This is a genomic window from Mycolicibacterium mageritense (assembly GCF_010727475.1).
Classification (GTDB): Bacteria; Actinomycetota; Actinomycetes; order Mycobacteriales; family Mycobacteriaceae; genus Mycobacterium; species Mycobacterium mageritense.
This window is the reverse complement of record NZ_AP022567.1, coordinates 7,702,951-7,727,956: the sequence shown is the minus strand read 5'-3', so window position 1 is coordinate 7,727,956 and position 25,006 is coordinate 7,702,951. Positions and strand designations below refer to the sequence as shown.

The 25,006-nt window shown below is 69.0% G+C and carries 13 protein-coding genes; 12 read left to right on the top strand and 1 reads right to left on the bottom strand.

Features of this window, described 5'->3' with window-relative positions; all coding sequences use genetic code 11:
* Window positions 1–40 precede the first annotated feature (40 nt).
* From G6N67_RS37355 to G6N67_RS37320, 8 genes are read left to right on the top strand one after another with little or no spacing between them, the layout of a single operon-like run.
* Entirely contained in the window at window positions 41–3,532 is a 3,492-nt protein-coding gene (locus G6N67_RS37355; RefSeq protein ID WP_278044641.1) for a non-ribosomal peptide synthetase, read from the top strand.
* On the top strand, window positions 3,529–4,275 hold the full coding sequence (locus G6N67_RS37350; RefSeq protein WP_036442819.1) for a thioesterase II family protein: 747 nt from the start codon (window positions 3,529–3,531) through the stop codon (window positions 4,273–4,275). Before G6N67_RS37355 ends, G6N67_RS37350 begins: the two co-directional genes overlap by 4 nt.
* Entirely contained in the window at window positions 4,265–5,599 is a 1,335-nt protein-coding gene (locus G6N67_RS37345; protein WP_051579315.1) for a beta-ketoacyl [acyl carrier protein] synthase domain-containing protein, read from the top strand. Before G6N67_RS37350 ends, G6N67_RS37345 begins: the two co-directional genes overlap by 11 nt.
* A complete protein-coding gene (gene mbtD, locus G6N67_RS37340; protein WP_036442823.1) occupies window positions 5,596–8,586 on the top strand; it encodes a mycobactin polyketide synthase MbtD in 2,991 nt (996 codons plus the stop codon). The genes G6N67_RS37345 and mbtD overlap by 4 nt, the downstream gene beginning before the upstream one ends.
* Entirely contained in the window at window positions 8,579–14,035 is a 5,457-nt protein-coding gene (locus G6N67_RS37335) for a non-ribosomal peptide synthetase (RefSeq protein WP_036442825.1), read from the top strand. Before mbtD ends, G6N67_RS37335 begins: the two co-directional genes overlap by 8 nt.
* Window positions 14,032–18,426, top strand: a complete 4,395-nt coding sequence (locus G6N67_RS37330; RefSeq protein ID WP_036442827.1) for a non-ribosomal peptide synthetase — start codon at window positions 14,032–14,034, stop codon at window positions 18,424–18,426. Before G6N67_RS37335 ends, G6N67_RS37330 begins: the two co-directional genes overlap by 4 nt.
* Window positions 18,423–19,736 (top strand): NADPH-dependent L-lysine N(6)-monooxygenase MbtG, encoded by a 1,314-nt coding sequence (mbtG, locus tag G6N67_RS37325; protein WP_036442829.1) that lies wholly within the window; start codon window positions 18,423–18,425, stop codon window positions 19,734–19,736. Before G6N67_RS37330 ends, mbtG begins: the two co-directional genes overlap by 4 nt.
* The gene (locus G6N67_RS37320) at window positions 19,714–19,926 is read left to right on the top strand and encodes an MbtH family protein (protein WP_036442831.1); all 213 of its coding nucleotides are present in this window, start codon (window positions 19,714–19,716) and stop codon (window positions 19,924–19,926) included. Before mbtG ends, G6N67_RS37320 begins: the two co-directional genes overlap by 23 nt.
* A gap of 9 nt (window positions 19,927–19,935) precedes the next feature.
* On the opposite strand, the gene G6N67_RS37315 is transcribed toward G6N67_RS37320, so the two are convergent.
* Window positions 19,936–20,250: a type II toxin-antitoxin system VapB family antitoxin gene (locus G6N67_RS37315; RefSeq protein WP_036442833.1), complete on the bottom strand. Its 315-nt coding sequence runs from the start codon at window positions 20,248–20,250 to the stop codon at window positions 19,936–19,938.
* 237 nt (window positions 20,251–20,487) lie between these two features.
* Here G6N67_RS37315 and hrcA point away from each other — a divergent pair, with 237 nt between their 5' ends.
* From hrcA to dctA, 4 genes are all read left to right on the top strand, one after another.
* Window positions 20,488–21,531: a heat-inducible transcriptional repressor HrcA gene (gene hrcA, locus G6N67_RS37310; RefSeq protein WP_036442835.1), complete on the top strand. Its 1,044-nt coding sequence runs from the start codon at window positions 20,488–20,490 to the stop codon at window positions 21,529–21,531.
* 24 nt (window positions 21,532–21,555) lie between these two features.
* Window positions 21,556–22,701, top strand: coding sequence for a molecular chaperone DnaJ (gene dnaJ / locus G6N67_RS37305; protein ID WP_036442837.1), 1,146 nt, complete (start codon window positions 21,556–21,558; stop codon window positions 22,699–22,701).
* Between the two features lie 4 nt (window positions 22,702–22,705).
* On the top strand, window positions 22,706–23,455 hold the full coding sequence (locus tag G6N67_RS37300) for a 16S rRNA (uracil(1498)-N(3))-methyltransferase (RefSeq protein WP_036442839.1): 750 nt from the start codon (window positions 22,706–22,708) through the stop codon (window positions 23,453–23,455).
* A gap of 84 nt (window positions 23,456–23,539) precedes the next feature.
* A complete protein-coding gene (gene dctA, locus G6N67_RS37295) occupies window positions 23,540–24,931 on the top strand; it encodes a C4-dicarboxylate transporter DctA (RefSeq protein ID WP_051579316.1) in 1,392 nt (463 codons plus the stop codon).
* Window positions 24,932–25,006 lie beyond the last annotated feature (75 nt).

Below are 25,006 nucleotides of genomic sequence, written 5' to 3'. Positions count from 1 at the left end.
AGCGAAGTTAGGGCAGCCTGTGCTAATCGTTCGGAGGGCCATTGTGAGCGACATCGCTGTTGCGAGTTCGCAGACCATCAGGGAGGCGGTCGCCGACCTTCTCGGGATCGGCAGCGATGACGTCGACCCCGATGCCGACTTGATCGGACAGGGCTTGGACTCCATCCGGATGATGTCCCTGGCCGGCCGCTGGCGCAGGCAAGGCATCGACGTCGACTTCGCGTCACTGGCCGCCACCCCCACGGTGTCGGCGTGGACCGAGCTCGTGCAATCGCGCACGGGAGGCGCGAATACTCAGGCGCAGCAGCAGGATTCGACAGCCGGCGCCGACGCTTCCGCGAGTGAGCCGTTCCCGTTGGCCCCCATGCAGCACGCCATGTGGGTCGGCCGGGAAGGCGATCAGCAGCTGGGCGGCGTCGCCGGTCACCTCTACGTCGAGTTCGACGGCGACGGCGTCGACCCCGACCGGCTGCGGCGCGCCGCCACCGCACTGGCCGACCGCCACCCGATGCTGCGGGTCGAATTCCTGCCCGACGGCACGCAGCGGATCGCCGCCAGCGGCCGGCAATACCCGGTCACCATCGAGGATCTGCGCGAGGCCGCGCCCGACCAGGTCATCGAGCGACTCTCGGCGATCCAACGTTCGAAATCGCACCAGCAGCTGCACGGCGAGGTCTTCGAGCTGACGCTGTCGCTGCTGCCCGGCGGTGCCACCCGGCTGCACGTCGACCTGGACATGCAGGCCGCCGACGCCATGAGCTACCGCACCCTGATGGCGGATCTGGCCGCGCTGTACCACGGTGCAGAGCTGCCGCCACTGGGCTACACGTACCGCGAGTACCGGTTGGCCACACCGGACGCGGGCCACGAAGTCGATCAGAAGTGGTGGGCTGAGCGGATTCCCGAACTGCCCGACCCGCCTCGGCTTCCGTTGGTACCGCCTGCCGAGCAGGCCGATCCGCACCACACCACGCGGCGCCATCATTGGCTCGACCCGCAGACCCGCGACGCACTGTTCGCCGCGGCCCGTAAGCGCGGCATCACCCCCGCCATGGCGCTGGCCGCGTCGTTCGCCGACGCGCTGGCCGGTTGGTCGGCCGAGTCGCGGTTCCTGCTCAACGTGCCGCTGTTCGGCCGCGAACAGCGGCATCCCGATGTCGACAAGCTCGTCGGCGACTTCACGTCATCGCTGCTCCTTGGCATCGACCTGGAGGGCACGGTGTGCGCTTCCGACCGCGCCAGGGCTGTGCAGGAGACCTTCCACGCGGCCGCCGGTCACGCCAACTATCCCGGCCTTTCGGTGCTGCGCGATCTCGGCAGGCACCGCGGTACCCAGGTGCTCGCCCCCGTCGTCTACACCAGCGCGCTGGGGTTGGGCGAACTGTTCGCAACCGACGTGACCGAGACGTTCGGCATGCCGGTGTGGATCAACTCGCAAGGGCCGCAGGTGCTGCTCGACGCGCAGGTCACCGAATTCGACGGTGGCGTCCTGGTCAACTGGGACGTGCGCGAGGACGCATTCCGGCCGGGCGTGATCGACGCGATGTTCGAACGCCACATCGCCGAGCTGCGTCGTCTGGCCACCGACGACACCGCGTGGGAAGCGCCGTCGCGGCCCTTGCTGACCGATGCACAACGTGCGGTGCGCGACGCGGCGAACGCCGAAACCGCCACCCCCAGTGGATATTCGCTGCACCAAGGGTTCTTCGCCCAGGCCGCCGCGCGTCCCGACGCGCTCGCGGTGATCGGGTCGAAGGGCCGGCTGACCTACGCCGAGCTGCGCGAGCAGGTGCTCAACGTCGCCGCTGCGCTGCGGGTCGCAGGCATCCGGCCCGGCGAAAGCGTCGCGGTGATGGGCCCCAAGGGCCCGGACCAGATCACCGCGCTGCTCGCGATCCTGGCCGCGGGCGCGGTGTATGTCCCCGTGGGAGTCGACCAGCCCGCCGAGCGTGCCGAGCGGATGTTGAAGAACGGCGACGTCCGGATGGCGTTGTTCTGCGGTGACGGCCCGCCGACCTGGTTGCCCGCCCTCACCGTCGACGAGGCGATCCGCGTCGGCGCACGCGCCGAGGAGATCGAGCCCGCCGCAACCGATCTCACCGAACTGGCGTACATCCTGTTCACGTCGGGCTCGACCGGTGAACCCAAGGGTGTCGAGGTCACCCACGACGCCGCGATGAACACCATCGAGGCACTCAACGGCTACTTCGGCGTCGGGCCCGGCGACAGCGTGCTCGCATTGTCGCATCTGGAGTGCGACCTGTCGGTCCTCGACGTGTTCGGCACCCTGGCCGCAGGCGCGACGATCGTGGTGGTCGACGAGGCCGACCGGCGGAACCCGGATCACTGGGTCGAGCAGATCAACACCCACGGCATCACGGTGCTGAACTTCCTGCCCGGCTGGCTCGAAATGCTCGTCGAGGTCGCGGGTTCAGCCGGCACGGGTCTGCCGTCGGTACGCGCGGTTCCCACCGGCGGGGACTGGGTGCGCACCACCATGGTGCGCAAGCTGCAGGCGCTGGCTCCCTGCGTACGCCTTACCGGCCTGGGCGGCGCCACCGAAACCGCGGTGCACGCAACGCTTTTCGAAGCCGGTGAGCTGCCGGACAGCTGGGCCGCGGTGCCCTACGGTAAGCCTTTTGCCAACAACGCGTGCCGCGTGGTCAACGCCGCTGGCGCAGACTGCCCGGACTGGGTGCCCGGGGAACTGTGGTTCGCGGGCCGCGGTATCGCGCGCGGCTACCGTGGCAGGCCCGACCTGACCGCCGACCGGTTCGTCTCCTACTGCGGACGCACCTGGTACCGCAGCGGTGACCTGGCGCGCTACTGGCCGGACGGCACGCTCGAGTTCGTCGGTCGCGCCGACCACCGGGTGAAGATCAGCGGTTATCGCATCGAACTCGGCGACATCGAGTCCGCTCTACAGCGGCTGCCCGGCGTACATGCCGCGGTCGTGGCCATCGTGCCCGCCCCGAGCGGCGACATGCTGGCCGCCGTCGTCGGCCTCGACGACTCGGCGGTAACGGCGGCCGACCTGCGCGCCGGGCTCGCAGAATTCGTACCGCCACACATGATTCCGAGGCATTTCGAGCTCGTCGACCAGATTCCGTTCACGACGGGCGGTAAGACCGACCGGCGCGCGGTGGCCAAGATGCTCACCGAGGCGGTCGGCAGTGGGGAACGCGCGCAGGCGCGGCAACCGTCGACCGCGTTGGAACGGGCGCTGGTGCGCATCATGGCCGAACTGCTCGGCACCGCCGGACTCGGCGTCGACGAGGATTTCTTCGAATTGGGCGGAGACTCGGTGCTGGCCACCACGGCCGTTGCCCGCGTGCGGGATTGGTTGGACACCCCGACGGTGATGGTGCCGGACATCTTCGCCACCAGAACCGTCGAGGCGCTGGCCGCACGGTTGATGGCCCGCGAGTCGGGCAGTGACCGAGTCGAGCAGGTGGCCGAGCTCTACCTCGAGGTCGCCGACATGGACGACTCCGATGTGCTTTCCGCACTCGACCCCGCCACGACACCGTGACCGGCGCGGACGTCCAACTCACCTTCAAGTCCTGGGTCAAGCGATACCCAGGGGGTGAAAATGCCAGGCCCACATTGGTTTTCCCGCATGCAGGCGGCGCCGCACTGGCCTACCGGTCGCTGGGCAGCGCGTTGGCGGAGGCGGGTTCCGATGCGTATGTCATGCAGTACCCGCAGCGCGGTGACCGGCTGACGCATCCCGCACCGGCCACCGTCGGCGATCTGGCGCGTGACCTGTTCGAGGCGGGTGATTGGTCGGCACTCGGCCCGCTGCGGTTGTTCGGCCACTGCATGGGCGCGGTCGTGGCGTTCGAGTTCGCACGGATCGCCGAACGGGGCGGTGTCGCGGTGGACGCCCTCTGGGTATCGGCGAGCGAAGCCCCGTCAGCTGTGGCGGCGTCGCCCGCACTGCCGATGGCCGACGCCGAGATCCTGGCCGAGATGGTCGACCTCGGCGGCACGGATCCCGAGTTGCTCGCGGACGAGGACTTCGTCGAACTGTTGCTCATGGCGGTGCGCGCCGATTACGCGGCGTTCAACCGCTACGCGTGCGACGCCGACGTCACGATCGCGGCCGACATCTACGCCCTCGGTGGCGAACGCGACCATCGCATCAGCGAGGACATGCTGCGGCGGTGGGAGGTTCACACCGGCGGCGCGTTCACCTGCTCGATGTTCGACGGGGGCCACTTCTACGTCAACGAATACACCCACGACGTCGCGGAACTGGTCAATGAGCTCTAGTGGGCACACATCCCGATCCGAGACCACGGATCCCGTGGTGATCGTGGGGATGGCGTTGGAGGCACCCGGCGGAATCGACACCGCAGACGCCTATTGGGCGCTGTTGTCCGAGCAGCGGGAAGCCCTCGGACGCTTTCCGGCCGACCGGGGCTGGGCGATTCGCGACCTTTTGGAAGGCTCGCGCCGGGACGGCTTCAAACGTATCCACGACCTGGGTGGGTTCCTCACCGGTGCAGCGACATTCGACCCCGCGTTCTTCGGGATCTCGCCGCGCGAAGCGGCAGCCATGGACCCTCAGCAGCGGGTGGCACTGCGATTGGCCTGGCGATCGCTCGAGAACGCCGGGATCAACCCCGACGACATCGCCGGGCATGACGTCGGCTGCTACGTCGGCGCCTCGTACCTGGAGTACGGTCCCGAACTGACCGAATTCTCCCACCACAGTGGGCATCTCATCACCGGCACGTCGCTCGGGGTGATCTCGGGGCGCATCGCCTACACGCTCGACCTGGCGGGGCCCGCCCTCACGGTCGACACGTCGTGTTCGTCGGCGCTGACCGCGTTCCACACTGCCGTCGGCGCACTCCGGGCCGGGGACTGCGACATGGCGCTGACCGGCGGGGTGTGCGTGATGGGCACGCCCGGGTACTTCGTCGAGTTCTCCAAGCAGCACGCGCTGTCCGACGACGGACACTGCCGACCCTACAGCGCGCATGCGAGCGGCACGGTATGGGCAGAAGGCGCCGCGATGTTCGTGCTGCAGCGCAGATCGCGTGCGCTGGCCGACGGCAGGCGCATCCTCGCCGAGGTTCGCGCCACCGCGATCAACCAGGACGGCCGCACCACGGGGTTGACCGCGCCGAGCGGCGCAGCGCAGCAGCGGCTGTTCGCCAAGGCCATCGACCAGGCCGGCGTGCGTGCGGAGGACATCGGATTGATCGAGGGGCACGGTACGGGAACGCGACTCGGGGACCGCACCGAACTGCGAGCCCTCATGCAGACCTACGGCGCCACGGCGCCGGGTGCGGGGGCGTGGCTGGGTTCGGTGAAATCCAACGTCGGGCACGCGCAGGCCGCCGCGGGCGGATTGGGTCTGGCCAAGGTGATCATCGCGGCGCAGCACGCGGCGATCCCGGCCACGTTGCACGTGGACGAGGCCAGCCGCGAAATCGACTGGGAATCCCAGGGTCTGCGATTGGCGACCAAGTTGACCCAGTGGCACGCGGTGAACGACGAACGCGTCGCGGCGGTGTCCGCCTTCGGGATGAGCGGCACCAACGCGCATGCGATCGTGGCGATCCCGGACTCCGGGGAGGCCGCGTGACGACGAACGTCCGGCTACCCGATGGGCGGACCCCGGTACTGCTCAGTGCGCACGCCGAGGATCTGATCAGCCTGGACGCCGCGGCGATCCTGGGTTACCTCGACCGCCGTCCGAGGGTCGAGGTGCCCGAGGTCGCGCATACGATTCTGAGCACCCGGCGCATGCGCCGCCACCGTGCGGTGATCCGCGCCGCCGACCGTGACGAACTCGCCGAAGCCCTCACGTCGCTCGTGAACGGCCAGGACCACCACCTGGTTACCCGGGCGTCGGTCGGTCCCCAGCACGGATCGCGGTCGCGCATCGCCTTCGTGTTCCCGGGGCAGGGCAGCCAGTGGCCGTCCATGGGTGTCGAGGCATACCACCGCGTGCCGGAATACCGCGCCGAGGCGGACAAGTGCGCCGCGCAGTTCGCGGCCGCGGGAGCCGCGTCACCCCTCGACTACCTGCTGGCCGACAACGGTGCAGCGACCAACGACTTCTCTCAGCTCCAGATCCAGGGCGCGCAGTTCGTCCACGGGGCCGCCCTGGCCCAGGTGTGGCGGTCGTGCGGGGTGCTGCCCGACATCACGGTGGGGCACAGCCTCGGCGAGATCGGCGCGGCCTACGTCGCGGGCAGTATCACGCTGCCCGAGGCGGTCGCCATCGTGATCGCACGCGCGACCGTGCTGGACCGGCTGACCGGACCCTATCGGGTCGCGGTGCTCGGTGTCACTGCTGACGAGGCTGCGGCGGTGGTCGCCGAAACACCGGGCTGGCTGGAGCTGTCGGTCGTGAATTCCCGTTCGTCGGTGGCAGTTTCGGGGGACAGCGACGCCGTGGCCGCGGCGGTGCGCACGGTGACCGAGCGGGGTGGTTTCGCGAAGGAAATCGAGATGTGGTTCCCGGCGCACACCACTGCCCTGGACACGGTCCGGACCGAACTCGAATCCTTGCTCCCAGCGGGTCGGTTCACCGAAACGCCCGTGCAGTTCATCGGTTCGGCAACCCACGACGTCGTCGAACCCGGCACCGATTTCGGCGATTACTGGTACGCCAACCTGCGCAGCACCGTGCGCTTCGACAAGGCGGTTGCGACTGCTGCGCGGCGCGGTGGCCGTATCTTCGTCGAACTCTCGGCGCACCCGGCGCTGTTGTTCGCGATGGGCGATCTGCTCGACGATGCCGCCGAGCTGACCGGCGGACCGGTGCTCACCGTGGGCTCGGGCCGACGCGACCAACCGCTCACCGAGCAGCTGGCGGCCAACATGACCTCGGTCGCGCTGGCCGATCCCGGCTACCGCTGGCTCGATCTGGCGGGGCAACGGCGACAGCCGTTGCAGGACTTCCCGTTCGCGTCCATGCGGGCCGAGCACCACTGGGCACACCCCGACCCTCTTGCGCCGGTCGCGGGCCTGACCGTCGCAGTGGAGGATTGGCAGGAACTGCCGGTGGCGTCCTCGCCCGGCGGTACGCGCCGGGTGACCGTGCTCGACCTCGGTGCCGGCGAGCTCACCGGGATCCTCCGCGCGGCCCTCGACAGCCATCCCGCCGTGGAGGCGGCCGAGTTCGATTCCGCCGACGCGCTGATCGTGGTGGCGCCCGAGCTCGCGGAAACCGACCCCGTTGCCGCCGCCGAAGAACTCAGTCGACGTATCGACGACGGACTGCTCGGCTACGTCGACGTCGTGTCGCCACAGACCCGCGACGTCTGGCTCGTCACGGCCGACGGAGAACACGCTTCCGGCACTTTCCGTCCCGCAGCTGCCGCGCTCGCGGCGATGCACCGCAGCATCGGCTTCGAATTTCCGGACCACAACTTCCGGCACCTCGACGTGCCCGCCGACCTCGACGCTGCCGGGGCGACGTCGGCGGTCGCGGCGATGCTCGGTGATGCCGACGAGATCGCCCTGCGCATCAGGGATTCCGGCCCCGTCCTGCTGCGGCGGTCGATGGCCGACGAATCGTCGAACGCGCCGACGTGGACCCCGGAGACGGGCATCCTCGACGAGGTCGTCATCACCGGCGGCGCGGGTGCGGTCGGGCTGCACTACGCACGCGAACTCGCCGAGCGCGGAGCCAAGCGGATCGTGCTGTTGAGCCGCGGCGGTCTCGACGCCGCCCGGCTCGACGAACTCCGCAAGTCCCACGACGCCGAGATCGTGGCACCGCGCTGCGATCTCACCGACGATGCGCAGGTTTCCGCTGTCGCCACGCAATTCGCGGGCGGTGGCGCCTCACTGGTGATCCATGCCGCGGCTGCCGCGACGATCACGCCCGGTCGGGAGCTGACCGGGGCGGCAGCGCGGGAGACCTTTGCAGCCAAGGTGTTCGGGATCGCCAACCTCGCCGCGGCTTGGCCGCTGCGCAGTGACGCCCGGATCGTGTTGTGCTCCTCGGTGTCCGGGCTGTGGGGCGGCTATGGCCATGCCGCGTACGCGGCCGCCAACCGCCTGCTCGACGCGATGGCCGGGCAACTGCGTGCACAGGGCCACACCTGCGCGGCCGTGCGCTGGGGTTTGTGGCAGGGCGCCGGGATCATCGACGCCGACGAGGTCGCCAGGGTTGAGCGGTCCGGGTTGCGGGCGATGGCGCCCGACCGAGCCGTCGAGGCGAGCCTGCGCGACTATCCCGGTGACCCACTGGTGTTCACCGCCGATACCGAGCGGTTGCGTACGTTCCTGGGGATCCACGATCGACCTGCGAACAGGAGTGCCCGCAGTGACCAAGACCTCAACGCCCACATCGACACGGCCGGGATGGACGCCACCGGCGCGGTGCGGGTCGCGTTAGGGTCGGTGCTGAAGCTGGCGGATACATCGGGACTCGACCTCGATGCGTCACTGCTCGACCTCGGTGTCGACTCGCTGCTGGCACTCGACCTGCGTAAGAAGCTCAAGAAGGCCACCGGGCGTTCTGTTCCCCTGGCCACGATTCTCGGCGGTGCCACCGCTACCGAGGTGATTGAGCACCTGGAAAGACCTGAGAAGGAAGCATTTTCGCGTGACTGACACCGCAGATCTGGCCGCAACCCGCACCGCCGACGCTCGGTTGGAGTTGATGCGGCGCAAGCTCGCCGAGCGCGGACTCGCCGCCGCTGCAGGCGAGTCCGACGCGGCTGCCCCGGCGGTCGACCCCACCGTGCTGTCGGACGGCCAACGCCGCATGTGGTTCGTGCAGGGCTTCGATCCCAGCGGAGTGCTGCTCAACGTCAGCCTGTCCTACCGGCTCACCGGAGACATCGACGCAGAACGCCTGCATGCCGCGCTCGACGCGGTGGCTCGACGGCACCCGATCCTGCGGACCACATATCAGGCCGACGAAAACGGTGAACCTCGTGCGACTCTGCACGACGACCTGGCACCGGGCTGGGCCACGCATGACCTGTCCGACAAGTCTGAACGCGCACGCAAGCTGCGCCTCGAGGTGCTGGCCCAACGGGAGTTCGGCACCGCCTTTGACCTGAGCAGTGACTCGCCGCTGCGCATCACGCTGATCAGGACGGGGCCCGCGGAACACGTCATGTTGCTCGTCGCGCACCACATCGCGTGGGACGACGGGTCGTGGCGCGTCTTCTTCACCGACCTGACACGCGCCTATTCGGGCGAAACGCTGCCTGAGACCCCGCGCGCCACGGCCGTCGCCGCGGACACCACCGACGAGGATCTCGAGTATTGGCGCGCGGTCATGGCGAATCCGCCCGAGCCGCTCGAACTTCCCGGTCCCAGCGGATCCGTGGTGCCCACGACCTTCCGGTCACAACGCAGCACCCTGCGGCTGCCTGCCGACACGGTCGAGAAGGCCGCGGCGCTGGCCCGCGACACCGGAGCGACGCCGTACATGGTGCTGCTCGCCGCATTCGCCGCGCTCATCAACCGCTACACGCACACCGACGACTTCCTGGTCGCGACACCCGTGCTGAACCGCGACACCGACGAGACCATCGGCTACTACGGCAACACCGTCGCCATGCGGTTGCGGCCGAACGGCTCGACGGGGTTCCGCAACCTGGTCACGGCGACGCGGGACACCGCACTTGGCGCGTTTGCCCACCAGCGCGTCAACCTGGACCGCGTGGTGCGCGAGCTCAACCCGGACCGCCGTCACGGTGCGGAGCGGATGACGAGGTTGAGCTTCGGCTTCCGGGAACCCGACGGCGGCGGCTTCAGCCCGGCTGGCGTGACTTGTGAGCGTGCCGAGCTGCGGGGCCAGCACACCCAACTGCCACTGGGATTCATGGTCGAGTGGGATGGTTCTGGTGCGACGGTCGAAGCCGAGCATCTCACCGAGGTCATGGACGCCGACCTGGCCGCCCAGATGCTGCGCCACTATGCGGTGCTGCTCGAGCACGCCCTGGCCGAACCGGACCGGCCGCTGTCGCGACTCGACCTGTTCACCCCCGAAGACGCCGCGTGGCTGCGCTCGGTGGTCGCCGGTGAGGAGTTCGACACCCCGGCCACGACTCTGACCGCACTCGTGACCGAACAAGCGGCCCGCACCCCCGATGCGACTGCCGTGGTCTACGAAGGTCGGCACTACAGCTACCGCGAGATCAACGAATCGGCGAACCGGTTGGCGCACTGGTTGATCGAGCAGGGGATCGGCACCGAGGACCGGGTCGCGGTGCTGCTGGAGAAGTCACCCGAACTGGTCATCACCGCGCTCGGCATCGTAAAGGCGGGTGCGGTGTACCTGCCGGTCGATCCGACGTACCCGGAAGACCGGCTCACCTACATCCTGTCCGACTCCGATCCGAAAACCATTCTGCGCGAACCGGTCACCGGGCTGGAGAAGTACCCGGTCACCGATCCGACCGACGCCGACCGGGTGCGGCCGCTGTATCCGGACAACACCGCGTACCTCATCTACACGTCGGGGTCGACCGGTCTGCCCAAGGGGGTGCCGGTACCGCACCGGCCCATCGCGGAGTACTTCGTGTGGTTCGGCCGCGACTACCAGGTCTCCAACGACGATCGCCTGCTGCAGGTGGCCTCACAGAGCTTCGACGTGTCGATCGGCGAGATCTTCGGCATGCTGGCCGCCGGCGCGCGGCTGGTGATCCCGAAGCCGGGCGGGCTGACCGACATCGCGTACCTGACCGAGCTGCTGCGCAACGAGGGCATCACCTCGATGCACTTCGTCCCGTCGCTGCTGGGCCTGTTCCTGTCCCTGCCCGGTGTCAACGAATGGCGCACGCTGCAACGAGTTCCGATCGGTGGTGAGGCCCTGCCCGGCGAGATCGCCGACAAGTTCCATGCCACGTTCGACTCGCTGCTGCACAACTTCTACGGACCGACCGAGACCGTGCTCAACTGCACGCGGTACAAGGTCGAGGGCAAGCAGGGCGCGCGCATCGTGCCCATCGGAACTCCCAAGATCAACACCACGATCCACCTGCTCGACGATGCGCTGCAGCCGGTGCCCGTCGGCGTCATCGGTGAGATCTACATCGGCGGAACCCATGTCGCGCACGGCTACCACCGGCGTCCCGGGCTGACCGCCGAGCGGTTCGTCGCCGACCCGTTCAACCCCGGCGGCCGGATGTACCGCTCCGGGGATCTCGCCCGCCGCAACGCGGACGGCGACATCGAGTTCGTCGGACGCGCCGACGAACAGGTCAAGATCCGCGGTTTCCGTATCGAACTCGGCGAGGTGTCCTCGGCCATCTCGGTGGATCCGTCGGTGGGCCAGGCCGTCGTGGTCGTCAGCGATCTGCCGACCCTTGGCAAGAGCCTCGTCGCGTACATCACCCCGGCGGCCGGTGCGGAACGGGTGGAGATCGACCGCATCCGGGCCCGGGTGACCGCGGCGTTGCCGGAATACATGATCCCCGCGGCCTACGTCGAGCTCGACGAGATCCCCATCACCACGCACGGCAAGATCGACCGCAGGGCGCTGCCGGAACCGGAGATCAAGTCCGCCAACGAATTCCGTGAACCGTCGACCGATACTGAACGCGACATCGCGACGTTGTTCGCCGAGTTGCTCGACCGCGATCAGGTGGGGGCCGACGACTCGTTCTTCGATCTCGGCGGTCACTCGCTGCTGGCCACCAAACTGGTGGCGGCGGTGCGGGCGCGCTGCGGTGTGGACGTCGGTGTGCAGGACATCTTCGAACATGCCACGGTGGCGGGGCTCGCCGCCCACGTCGATGCGGTGGTGGCATCGGGCGCGACCACCGGTAGGCCGCCGATCGTGGCCGTGCCGCACGACGGCCCGCTGCAGATGTCGGCCGCTCAGCTGCGGCAGTGGTTCCAGTTCCGCATCGACGGCCCGAACCCGGTCAACAACGTGCCGTTCGCCGCGCGCCTGACCGGCCCGTGCGACGTCGACGCGCTGGCCGCCGCAGTGAGCGACGTGGTCGACCGGCACGAGATTCTGCGCACCACGTATCGCGAGATCGACGGTGCGCCATACCAGATCGTCCACCCGCGCGCTGCGGTGCCGGTGCGCCGTGCACACGGAGACGGCGCGGAGTGGCTGCAGACGGAACTCGAAGCCGAGCGCAAGTACTGCTTCGATCTGGAGGCAGATTGGCCGATCCGGGCCGCCATGCTGTCGACGCCAGATCACCATGTGCTGTCGCTCGTGGTGCACCACATCGCCGCTGATCACTGGTCGGGTGCTGTGTTGTTCACCGATCTCCTCACGGCGTACTACGCCCGCCGGGCCGGCAAGCCGGTCGAGCAGGCGCCGCTGCCCGTGCAGTACGCCGATTTTGCGGCGTGGCAGGCTGGGCTGCTGGCCGCCGACAACATGATCGACGAGCAACGCGAGTACTGGACCCGGCAGCTGGCCGGATTGCCCGAGGACAACGGGCTGCAGCCCGACTTCCCGCGCCCGCCGGTACCCACCGGCGAGGGGGCGGCGTTCGATTTCACCATCGACACGGCCACTCGGGAGAAGCTCGTCGAGCTCACCCGCGAACTCGGCGTCACCGAGTTCATGTTGCTGCAGGCCGCCGTCGCGATCGCGTTGCACAAGGCCGGCCAGGGCACCGACATCCCGCTCGGCACCCCGGTCGCCGGACGCACCGCCCCGGAACTCGACGCGCTGATCGGTTTCTTCATCAACATCGTGGTGTTGCGCAACGACCTGTCCGGCAATCCGACGCTGCGCGAGGTGCTGCGCCGAGCCAGGGAAATGGCCCTCGCCGCTTATCAGCATCAGGATCTCCCGTTCGATCGGGTCGTCGACGCGGTGAGCCCGGTGCGCACCCTGTCACGCAACCCGCTGTTCGGTGTCGTGGTGCACGTGCGCGAAGATCTGCCGCAGGACCAGGTCATCGACACGGGCGCTGACGGCGAGACCCGGTTCACCGCACTGGAACCCACGTTCGACGTGGCGCATGCCGACCTGTCGCTCAACTTCTTCGCGCAAGCGGGAGGTGCCGGCTACAAGGGCACCGTCATCTATCGGACCGAGCTCTACGAAGCGCAGACCGCGCAGCGGCTGGTGGGATGGCTGCACCGCGTCGTCGAGGCGTTCGCGACCGACGCCGACCAGACGCTGCGCGACATCGCGGTGATCGACCCGGCGGAACGCACCCGGCTGCTGGAGGATTGGAGCCGCAAGGCCGTGCCGCCCGCCGGGCTGCCGCAGACCGAGGGTGCCACCCACGTCTACGTGCTCGACGAGTCGGCCGAGCCGGTGGGCGTCGGGGTGATCGGTGACGTGTACTACGCCGGTGGCGCCGTCGACACCGCGGCCGGCGCCGCGTCGGGAGCGGCCGCGAAACGGTTCGTGCCCAACCCCTTCGGTGACGGACGGATCTACCGCACGGGCGACCGTGCCCGCTGGACCGCGGACGGCCACCTCGAGCCGATCGCCTTCGGGGAGCCGCGGCTGCAGGCCGCACTGGAGGCGGTCGACGGCGTCGCGGCCGCGGCGACCAGGAGTTGGGAGACGCGGGGTGCGCCGCTGCTCGCCGGGTACGTCGTCGCCGACCATCCGGTCGAAGACCCGCAGGCCTTCATCGCCGCGGTGTGGGACGCGCTGCCCGATGATCTGCCCGCCGACGTCACGCCTGCTGTCATCACCGTGGTCGACGACCTGGCGCCGCACCGGTTGTTCCGTCCGCGGGTCAGCGTGACCGCATCGACGGGATCGGTTGCGCCGCCGGAGACGCCGACCGAACAGGCGTTGGCCGGCCTGCTCGTCGAATTGCTCGACCTCACCGAGGTCGGCCGATTCGACGAGTTCTTCACCCTCGGCGGCGACAGCATCCTCGCGGTGCAGCTCGCCGCGCGGGCCCGCGACGCCGGGCTGGCGTTGACCGCGCGGATGGTGTTCGAACACCCCGCGCTCGCCGACCTCGCACAGGCTGTCGACGCCGCCGACGGCGCGGCTGCGGAACCCTCCGACACGCACCACGCGCCCATGGCGGCCTCCGGGCTCTCATCCGACGAGCTCGCATCGCTGACCGCTGCGTGGGGCCAGGACGGGGGGACGTCGACGTGACCTCCACCGGAGCGCCGCCCGGCGTCGAAGACGTCCTGGCGCTGAGCCCGCTGCAGCAGGGCCTGTACTCGTTGGCCGGTTTGGCCCGCGCCGACGAGGACGCCGACGCCGCGGCCGATCCGTACATCATCGCGATGGCCGCGGACATCGACGGACCACTCGACGCCGCGTTGTTGCGCGACAGTGCCGAGGCGATGCTGGTGCGCCATCCCAACCTGCGCGCGAGCTTCTTCCAGGGCAACCTCAGCCGGCCTGTCGCCGTCGTCCCGTCGGCGGTCGACCTACCGTGGCGACATGTCAGGGCGTCTGCGGCCGACGCCGACGCCATCGAGGCCGAAGAACGAAGCAGGCCTTTCGATCTCGGTCGCGGCCCGCTGATCCGGTTCCTGCTCGTCGAGAAGCCCGAGCTGCAGTGGCGGCTCGTCGTGGTCGCCCACCACATCACGATCGACGGCTGGTCGTTGCCGGTGTTCGTCGGTGAGCTCCTCGGGCTGTACGGGTCCGGGGGCGACGCGACTGCGCTGCCCGCGCCGCCGCGCCCGTACCGGGACTACATTGGTTGGCTGGCTGGACGCGACCAGGACGCCAGCCGCAGGCGCTGGCGGACCCACCTCGACGGGCTGGACGGCCCGACGCTGCTGTCGCCCGCGCTCACCGGCCGGGAAGCCCAGCCGGGGTTGCCGCAGCGGACCGAGGTCATGCTCGACGAGCAGCAGACCGCCGAGATCCTCGACGGTGCCCGGGCCCGTGGCGTCACGGTCAACACGCTCTTCCAGATGGCCTGGGCGACAATCCTTGCCGCGTTCACCGATCGGACCGACGTGGTGTACGGCATCACGGTGTCCGGACGCCCCGACGAGCTGTCCGGGGTCGAATCGATGGTGGGCCTGTTCATCAACACCGTGCCGTTGCGGGTGCGGGTCGACCCGTCGCAATCGGTCGGCCGGCAGTGCCTGGCGCTGCAGCGCGAGGCCGCCGAATTGCGCGACCACAGCTACCTCAGCCATACCGAACTCCGGTCCATCGGCGGGATCGGCGAGCTCTACGACAGCCTGCTGGTGTACGAGAACTTCCCGCCCGGCGGTCTGGTCGGCAGCGACGAGTTCGCGCTCGGCGCGGCGGTGTTGCGCCCGTCGGCGCTGGAGAGTCTGTCGCATTTCCCGGTCACCATCGCGGCTCACCCCACGCACGGCCGGCTCACGGTTCTCGTCGAAATCCTCGACGGCGCATTGGGAGCGCTCGACCCGCACGCCCTCGGACAACGTGTTCTCACCGTGGTCCAGCGGCTGCTGGCCGCGTGGGACCGCCCGTTGCGCGACGTCGCCGTGACGCTCGACGACGACCTGCGCCACGCGGGTCCGCGCGAGGCGACCGACCACCGGGGTGGCTTCCACACCGCGTTCACCGCGGCCGCTGCGCAGCGTCTCGGTTCCGTCGCATTGAGTTGGGACGGAGGAGAACTCAGCTACCGCGAGCTCGACGAGGCCGCCGACCGGCTGGCCGCCGAACTCAACCGGCGCGGTGTCGGTGCCGAGACGCCGGTGCCGATCCTGCTGCGCCGTGGTCCCGACTACGTCGTAGCGATGCTCGCGGTACTCAAGGCCGGTGGGCTGATCGTGCCGCTCGACCCGGCGATGCCCGACGAGCGGGTCGCCGAGATCGTCGGCCAGACGGGCGCACGCCTCATCGTCGACGATGCGCTGATGGCCGGCGTCGGCGGCGAACCCCCGCTGGATTTCCGGCCTGCGGACGTGAGCCCGGGTCAGGGCGCCTACATCGTGTTCACGTCCGGCACCACCGGAAAACCCAAGGGCGTCATCGGAACTCATCAGGCCCTGCTGGCCTACGCCGCGGACCACTCGCGCCACGTGCTGCAACCCGCGGCCGAACGCCTCGGCCGCCCACTACGGGTCGCGCACGCGTGGTCGTTCACGTTCGACGCGGCGTGGCAACCGCTCGTGGCGCTGCTCGACGGACACACCGTGCACATCGTCGGCGACGACGTGCAGCGCGACGCTGAGGCCGTGGTCGAGACCATCGGGCGCTTCGCGATCGACATGATCGACACCACGCCCTCGATGTTCACCCAGCTGCGTGCGGCCGGGCTGCTTTCCACGGTGCCGCTGGCGGTGCTGGCCCTCGGTGGCGAAGCCATCGACACCGCGGCCTGGCAGGCGATCCAGGCCGAGTGCGAACGCACCTGGATGTCGGCGCACAACTGTTACGGCCCGACCGAGACGACTGTCGAGGCAGTCGTCGCGGCGATCGCCGACCATGCCCAGCCGTGCATCGGCAAACCCACCGACACGACCGTGGCGTACGTGCTCGACGGCTGGCTGCGCCCGGTTCCCGACGGTGTCGCCGGCGAGTTGTACCTGGCCGGTGGGCAACTCACGCGCGGCTACCTGGGCAGGCCGGGGGAGACGGCGAGCCGGTTCGTCGCCGATCCGTTCACACCGGGCGCCCGGATGTACCGCACGGGCGACGTGGTCCGGCGTCTTCCCGACGGCTCGATCCAGTTTCTCGGCCGCACCGACGATCAGGTCAAGATCCGCGGCTTCCGCGTGGAACCGGGTGAAGTCGCCGCCGCGCTGCACCGCCATCCCGGGGTCCGGCACGCGCACGTGGCCGTGCGCAGGCATCGCAGCGGACCGCGGTTGACGGCGTACGTGGTGTCGGAGACCCCGGTGGACGACCTGCGCCGCATGTTGACTGCGACGCTGCCGAGATACCTGGTGCCACACCATATTCTCGCGGTCGGCGAGATCCCGCTGACCACCAACGGCAAGGTCGACGATGCGGCGCTGGCGGCCGTCGACGCCGAGCGGCAGTCCGATCGGTTCGAGGCGCCCGCGACCGAGACCGAGAAGGTCGTCGCCGAGGTGCTGGCCGACGTGCTCGACGCAGGCGACGTGGACGTCACCGCCGACTTCCTCGACCTCGGCCTGGACAGCATCGTCGCGCTCTCGGTGGTGCAGGCGGTGCGACGTCGCGGTCTGGTCCTGCGGGCCCGGCTCATGCTGGACTGTTCGACGGTGCGCGAACTCGCCGCGGCAATCGACAACGACGAGGTTCGGGACCGCGATGTCGAGCAGGACACGGGTCCGATCCCGTTGCTGCCCAACGGCCGCTGGCTCTACCAGTACGGTGAGCCGCGTCGGCTGGCGCAGACCGAGGCGTTCCGGCTGCCCGACGGCATCACGCGTGAGCAGCTGCAAGCGTTGTTGCGCAACGTGGTCGACGGGCACGAGGTACTGCGGTCCCGGCTGGACCGCGCCACGCTGACACTCGTCGCACATCCGGCCGGCGATGTTCTCAGCGAGGTGACGGCATCGGGCGATCTGACGGCGGCGGTGTCCGAGCAGGCCCGCCGCTCGGTGGAACGTATGGATCCGCAACAGGGTTCGATGCTCGACGCCGTGTGGCTGCATCACCCCGACGCCGGCGCGGGCGTACTGATCCTGACGGCGCACGTGCTTGCGTTAGATCCCGCCTCCTGGCGGATCATGGTCGGTGAACTCGAGACCGCCTGGCACGCCCTGGCCTCCGGTCGCGAACCCACGCCGGTCCGGGAACACACGTCACTGCGGCAATGGTCACGGCTCCTGGCGGAGCGCGCGCACGGGCTCGACACGTGCGACTTCTGGCATCGCCAGTTCGACGGTGGCGACCCGGATCTCGGGGCCCGGCGCGTCGATCCGGCGACCGACCGGATGCGCGACGTCGTGGTCGAGATGTGCTTTGCCGAGCCGGATCTCACCGCCCGGCTGCTCAACGGGCCGGTGCCGGTGACCGAGGTGCTGGCGGCGGCCACGGCGCGTGCGCTCACGAAGTGGCGTGCCCACCGTGGCCAACCGACCCCGGCTCCGTTGCTCGCGCTGGAGACCTACGGGCGCTCGGACGGCGTACTGTCGGCGGGGCTCGACGATTCCTTCGAGGTCGACACCGGTGACACGGTGGGTCTGCTCAGCATGATCTACCCGCTACGGGTGTCCGCCGCCGACGCGCGCGGCGTCGCGGACCAGCTCGCTGCCATCCCGGGTGACCCGATCGACTACGGCCTGCTGCGCCATCTGCGGGACGACACCGCCGAACGGCTTGGTGCCCACCGCGACCCGCAGATCCTGCTGAACTACCTGGGCCGCATCGAACTCGATTCGGCCGACCATGCGCTGCTGCAGGACCGGGCGCTGCTGGCGAGTGTCTCGCCGGTGCCCGAACCCGACGTGGCTGTGCGCCACGAACTCACGATCATGGCCGCGGTGATCGACCGTGACGGGTCGGCCGTGCTGGGTGCGCAGTGGCGAACGCTGCCCGACATTCTGTCCGCCGACGACATCGCCACATTGCAGGCGATGTGGCTGGACGCGTTGCGAGAGGTGACGAAGTGAGTACCCCAACCCTGGCGGTCATCGGTGCCGGCCCCAAAGGCATCGCGGTGGCGGCCAAGGCTGCCGAACTGCGTGCGATGGGCGTACCCGCGCCTGACGTCGTCGTCGTCGAACGCGCGGGCGTCGCCGCCAACTGGCAGGCCGTCGGCGGCTGGACCGACGGGCAGCACCGGCTCGGTACGAGCCCTGAGAAGGACGTCGGCTTCCCGTACCGTTCGTCACTGGTGCCGCGCCGCAATGCCGAACTCGACGAACGCATGGTGCGGCACAGCTGGCAGTCGTACCTGATCGACATCGGCCACTTCGCCGAGTGGATCGACCGCGGCCGGCCGGCGCCGACCCATCGCCGGTGGAGTCAGTACCTGAACTGGGTCGCCGAGAACATCGGAATGACCGTGGTGTCCGGCGAGGTCACCGAGATCGGTGTCGACGACGACCAGGATTCGTGGGTGCTGCGCACCGACGAGTCCACCGTCACCGCCGACGCCGTCATGGTTACGGGACCGGGCCAGGCGGAACGGGCGATCCTGCCGGGCAACCCGCGCGTGCTGTCCATCGCGCAGTTCTGGCACCGGGCAGCCGCCAAGGAGCTGATCTCGGCCGAACGGGTGGCCGTGGTCGGTGGCGGCGAAACGGCCGCCACGATGCTCAATGAGCTTTTCCGCCACCGGGTTTCGACCATCACGGTGATCTCGCCGCAGGTCACCTTGTTCACTCGCGGTGAGGGCTTCTTCGAGAACGTGCTCTACTCCGATCCCACGCACTGGTCGGGTTTGACGCTCTCGGAGCGGCGCGACGCCATGAACCGCACCGACCGCGGGGTGTTCTCGGCCCGCGTCCAGGAGGCCCTGCTCGCCGACGACCGCATCCGTCACCTGCGCGGTCGGGTCGCGCATGCGGTCGCGCGTGACGAGAAGATCCGGCTGACGCTGCAAACCGAGCGGGGCAGCGAACGGCTGGAGACCGTGCACGGTTTCGACCTGGTGATCGACGGATCGGGCGCCGACGCGCTGTGGTTCGTGCCGCTGCTGGCCCAGGATGCGTTGGACATGCTGGAACTCGGGCTCGGGTCGCCGTTGACGGGGGACACCCTGCAGGAGTCGATCGGCTATGACCTCGCGGTCACCGGCGTGACGCCCAAGCTGTTCCTGCCCGGGCTCGCCGGGTTGAACCAGGGCCCGGGCTTTCCCAACCTGAGCTGCCTCGGACTGCTGTCCGACCGCGTACTGGGCGCCGACCTCGGAATCGGCCCGACCGTGACCACCGACCGTTCGATCAGGAGTACCGATGAGCACCAATCCGTTCGATGACGAAAACGGCACGTTCTTCGTGCTCGTGAACGCCGAGGATCAGCACAGCCTGTGGCCCGCGTTCGCCGACGTGCCCGCCGATTGGCGAGTGGTGTTCGGAGCGGCCACCCGTGCCGAGTGCGTGGCCTATGTCGAGGAGCACTGGACGGACCTGCGTCCCAAGAGCCTTCGCGACGCGATGGCGGGGTAACGCCGACGATCACGCCTGCTGGGGCGACAGTGCGTCCATGTCGAACAGCCGGGCATGCAGGATCGTGCGGTTTCGCAGCGCCGCCCGGACCGCACGGTGCAGCCCGTCCTCCAGATAGATGTCGCCCCGCCATTTCACGGCGTGCGGGAACAGGTCGCCGTAGAACGTCGAATCCTCCGAGAGCAGCCGGTCCAGGGCGAGCACCGTGGTCGTGGTGACCAGCTCGTCGAGCCGCAGCTGCCGGGGTGGGATACGCGACCAGTCCCGGTAGGTGAGTCCGTGTTCCGGATAGGGCTTGCCCTCGATGACGCCTTTGAAGATCATCGGTGGCCCGCCTCCGGGTGACCTGTAAGAGGTTTTGCCATCGGCATAGTTGCAAAGGCTAGTACCGAAAGCGCAGATTGCCAGCAGTAGCTTTCGGGACGGCACGCGCAGCGCCCGATGGCACCGGAGGCCCGGGCCGCGGACCCGCGAAATACGCGGTCGGTAAACGTCCTGCTCGATAAGTAAAATGGAGCAGGCAAAATGGACGCTTCGTGGTTCTGAAGGGCAGGTGAACACGTGGGTAGTGCCGACGACCGTCGCTTCGAGGTGCTGCGTGCCATCGTCGCCGACTTCGTCTCCACCAAAGAGCCCATCGGCTCCAAGACGCTGGTCGAGCGGCACAATCTCGGCGTTTCCAGCGCCACGGTCCGCAACGACATGGCCGTGTTGGAGGCCGAGGGCTACATCACCCAGCCCCACACCAGTTCGGGCCGGGTGCCCACGGAGAAGGGCTATCGCGAGTTCGTCGACCGCATCGACAACGTCAAACCGCTGTCGGCGTCGGAGCGCAGCGCGATCCTCAACTTCCTGGAGACCGGTGTCGACCTCGACGACGTGCTCCGCCGCGCGGTGCGGCTGCTGGCTCAGCTGACGCGGCAGGTGGCCATCGTGCAGTACCCGACCCTGTCCACGTCGACCGTGCGCCATCTCGAGGTGGTGGCGCTCACACCGGCGCGATTGCTGCTCGTGGTGATCACCGACTCGGGCCGGGTGGATCAACGCATCGTCGAACTCGGCGACGCGATCGACGAGCACGAGCTGGGCAAACTGCGTGAGCTGCTCGGCCAGGCACTCGAAGGCAAGCCGCTGGCAACGGCTTCGGTGGCGGTTTCGGATCTGGCCACGCATCTCAACGGCGGCAGCGGGATGTCGAACGCACTGAGCAATGCCGTCGGCCGAGCCGCCACGGTCCTGGTGGAGACTTTGGTGGAGCACACCGAGGAACGCCTGCTGCTGGGCGGGACCGCGAACCTGACCCGCAACACGGCCGACTTCGGCGGCTCGCTGCGATCGGTGCTCGAAGCCCTGGAGGAGCAGGTGGTGGTGCTGCGGCTGCTGGCGGCCCAGCAGGAGGCCGGCAAAGTCACGGTGCGCATCGGTCACGAGACCGAGGCCGAGCAGATGGTGGGCACGTCCGTGGTGAGCACCGCGTACGGCAGCTCGGGCAAGGTGTACGGCGGCATGGGTGTGGTGGGCCCCACCCGGATGGACTATCCGGGAACTATCGCTAATGTCGCTGCGGTTGCTCTCTACATAGGTGAAGTCTTAGGCAGCCGCTGAGCGGCAGCATGTGAAAGGTCTGGCGTGGCACGCGATTATTACGGCCTGCTCGGAGTGAGCAAGGGTGCGAGTGATTCGGAGATCAAACGCGCCTATCGGCGATTGGCGCGTGAGCTGCATCCCGACGTCAACCCCGACGAAGAGGCTCAGGCCCGGTTCACCGAGATCCAGGTCGCCTACGAGGTGCTCAGCGATCCGGAGAAGCGGCGCATCGTCGACATGGGCGGCGATCCGATGGAGTCGGTCGGCGGTTCGCCGAACGGGTTCGGTGGGTTCGGCGGGCTCGGAGACGTCTTCGAGGCGTTCTTCGGCGGCGGCACCACGTCCCGCGGTCCGATCGGCCGCGTGCGGCCAGGTGCGGATTCGCTGCTGCGGATGCGGCTCGACCTGGAGGAATGCGCTACCGGTGTGACCAAGCAGGTGACGGTCGACACGGCCGTGCTCTGCGACCTATGCCACGGCAAGGGGACCAACGGCAACTCCACTCCGGTGACCTGCGACACGTGCGGCGGCCGCGGGGAGATCCAGACCGTGCAACGGTCCCTGCTCGGCCAGGTCATGACGGCCCGCCCCTGTCCCGTGTGCGGCGGCGTCGGCGAGGTCATCCCCGACCCGTGCAGCCGGTGCGGCGGCGACGGACGGGTGCGGTCGCGGCGCGAGATCAGCGTCAAGATCCCGGCCGGTGTCGGCGACGGCATGCGCGTGCGGCTGGCCGCGCAGGGCGAGGTCGGCCCGGGTGGCGGCCCCGCCGGCGATCTGTACGTCGAGGTACACGAGAAGCAGCACGCGACGTTCGTGCGTGACGGCGACGACCTGCACTGCACGGTTTCGGTCCCGATGGTCGACGCCGCACTCGGTGTCACCGTGCCCGTCGAGGACATCCTCGACGGCGTCGTCGACATCACCGTCCCCGCGGGTACCCAGCCCGGCGCCGTGACAACGCTGCGCGGGCACGGGATGCCGCACCTGCGGTCCGGCGTCCGCGGCGATCTGCATGCTCACATCGATGTCGTGGTGCCGGCGCGACTGGACCACACCGACATCGAACTGCTGCGCAAGCTCAAGGAGAACCGCGCCCGCGACACCGCCGAGGTGCGGTCGACGCAGGCGTCGGCCGCCACGGGCGGGGGCCTGTTCAGCCGGTTGCGCGAGACGTTCACCGGCCGCTGAGCTCGTGAGCGCGGCGCTTTTCTACGTCGACGCGCTGCCCGGCGCCGGTGCGGCTGTGGTGGTCGACGGCGACGAAGGCTTCCACGCGGCCAACGTCCGGCGCATCCGGGTCGGCGAGGAGATCGATCTGAGCGACGGTGCCGGCGCGCTCGCGCACTGCGTCGTCGAGGACACCGCAAAAGGCCGGTTGTCGGCGCGCGTGCGCGAGAGGATTGCCGTCGCCGCCCCTACGCCGTCGGTCACCGTGGTGCAGGCGCTGCCGAAGTCGGACCGTTCCGAGCTGGCGGTCGAGCTCGCGACCGAGGCCGGCGCCGACGCGTTCGTCGCCTGGCAGGCCGCCCGGTGCGTGGCGCGCTGGGACGGCCCGAAGGTCGACAAGGGCCTGCGGCGGTGGGCCGCGGTGGCCCGATCGGCCGCACGGCAGTCCCGTCGGCCCTACGTTCCCGTGGTCGACGGCGTGGTCACGACCGCGGAGCTGGTGCGTCGTGTCGCCGACGCGGTTGCGGGTGGGGCAGTCGTGCTGGCGCTGCATGAATCGGCCACCGTACCGATGGCGGAACTGCCTGTGGGGCAGACGGATTCGGTGATCCTGATCGTCGGGCCCGAAGGCGGCATCGCCGACGAGGAGGTCGCCGCCTTGACCGGTGCCGGCGCGCGGGCCGTGCGGCTCGGGCCCACGGTGCTGCGGACCTCGACTGCGGCCGCGGTCGCGCTGGGCGCACTCGGTGTGCTGACGACGCGCTGGGCCCGGTGAGGCCGCGGATATATTTTCGGCCGTTTCCTCGACGAAACAGCGCGCTCACCGTGCGGTGACACAGCGCTAGTTACGTTGCCGCGCATGAGCGCAACAACGGCCATCGATCCGCCCGACAGCGAACTGGTCCGGCTGGCCAACAAACCCCCCTGGTACACGTCGCTGTTCGTCCAGCTGCTGGTCGCGATCGTGGCGGGCATCGCGGTCGGCTGGCTCTGGCCCGACGTCGGCGGCAGCCTCAAACCGCTGGCCGACGGCTTCATCAAGCTGATCAAGATGCTGATCGCGCCCATCATCTTCTGCACCGTGGTGCTCGGCATCGCCCACGTCGGGGATCTCAAGTCGGTCGGGCGGATCGGGGTCAAAGCCCTGATCTATTTCGAGGCCGTCACGACATTCGCGTTGCTGTTCGGGCTTCTGGTCGGCAACCTCGTCAAGCCCGGTGCCGGCTTCAGCATCGACCCGCAGACGCTGGCGTCCGGTGCCGAGGCGGTTGCGAAGAAGACCAACGACGGTGAGTTGCCGCACACGGTCGAGTTCCTGCTGGGCATCATCCCGAGCTCGGTGATATCGGCGTTCGCCGAGAACGCCCTGCTGCAGGTGCTGTTCTTCGCGGTGCTGTTCGGCCTGGCGCTGGCGAAGTTCGGGGAACACGGCCCACCGGTGGTGATGGAGTTCATCGATCACCTGAGCCACATCTTCTTCACGATCATCGGCTGGATCATGCGGCTCGCTCCGATCGGCGCGTTCGGTGCGATGGCCTACATCATCGGTCAGTACGGCATCGGCTCACTCGGCAGCTACGGCAAGCTCATCGCGGCCTGTTACGCCGCGGCGCTGTTGTTCATCGTGATCCTCGCCGCGATCGCGCGGCTGTTCGCCGGGGTGAATCTCTGGAAGTTTCTCGTCTACATCAAGGACGAGATGTTCCTCGCGCTCGGCACGGCCTCGACCGAGGTGGTGCTGCCCCGGATCATGGCCAAGCTCACAAATGCCGGATGCTCGCGCACCACAACCGGTCTGGTGGTGCCGACCGGTTACTCGTTCAACCTGGACGGCGCCACGCTCTACCTGTCGATCTGCGTGCTGTTCCTGGCACAGGCGCTCGGCGTCGACTTGAGCCTCGGGGAGCAGATCACCGCCGTTCTGGTGCTCATGCTCACCTCGAAAGGGATGGCGGGCGTGCCGGGGTCGTCGTTTCTCGCGTTGTCGGCGACCGTCGCCGCCATCGGCCACGGCGCCATTCCGGTGGCCGCGGTGGCCCTGTTGCTGGGTGCCGACCGCATCATGGACTCGATGCGGGTTTCGGTGAACCTGCTGGGCAACTGCGTGGCGACCCTTGTGGTGGCCAACTGGGAAGGTCAGCTCGACAAGGAGCGCATGCGCAAGGTGCTCGACGGCGAGGCGGTGCCGCCGTTGGAAGACCCGGATCCGATGGCCGCCGAGGACGAATTCGACGTCGCGTCCCGGGGCTGATCCGCGCGAGGGCGGCAACTTTCTGCCATCCGGCGATCAATCACTGCCATCGGAATTAACCCTCTGACCTGTGTG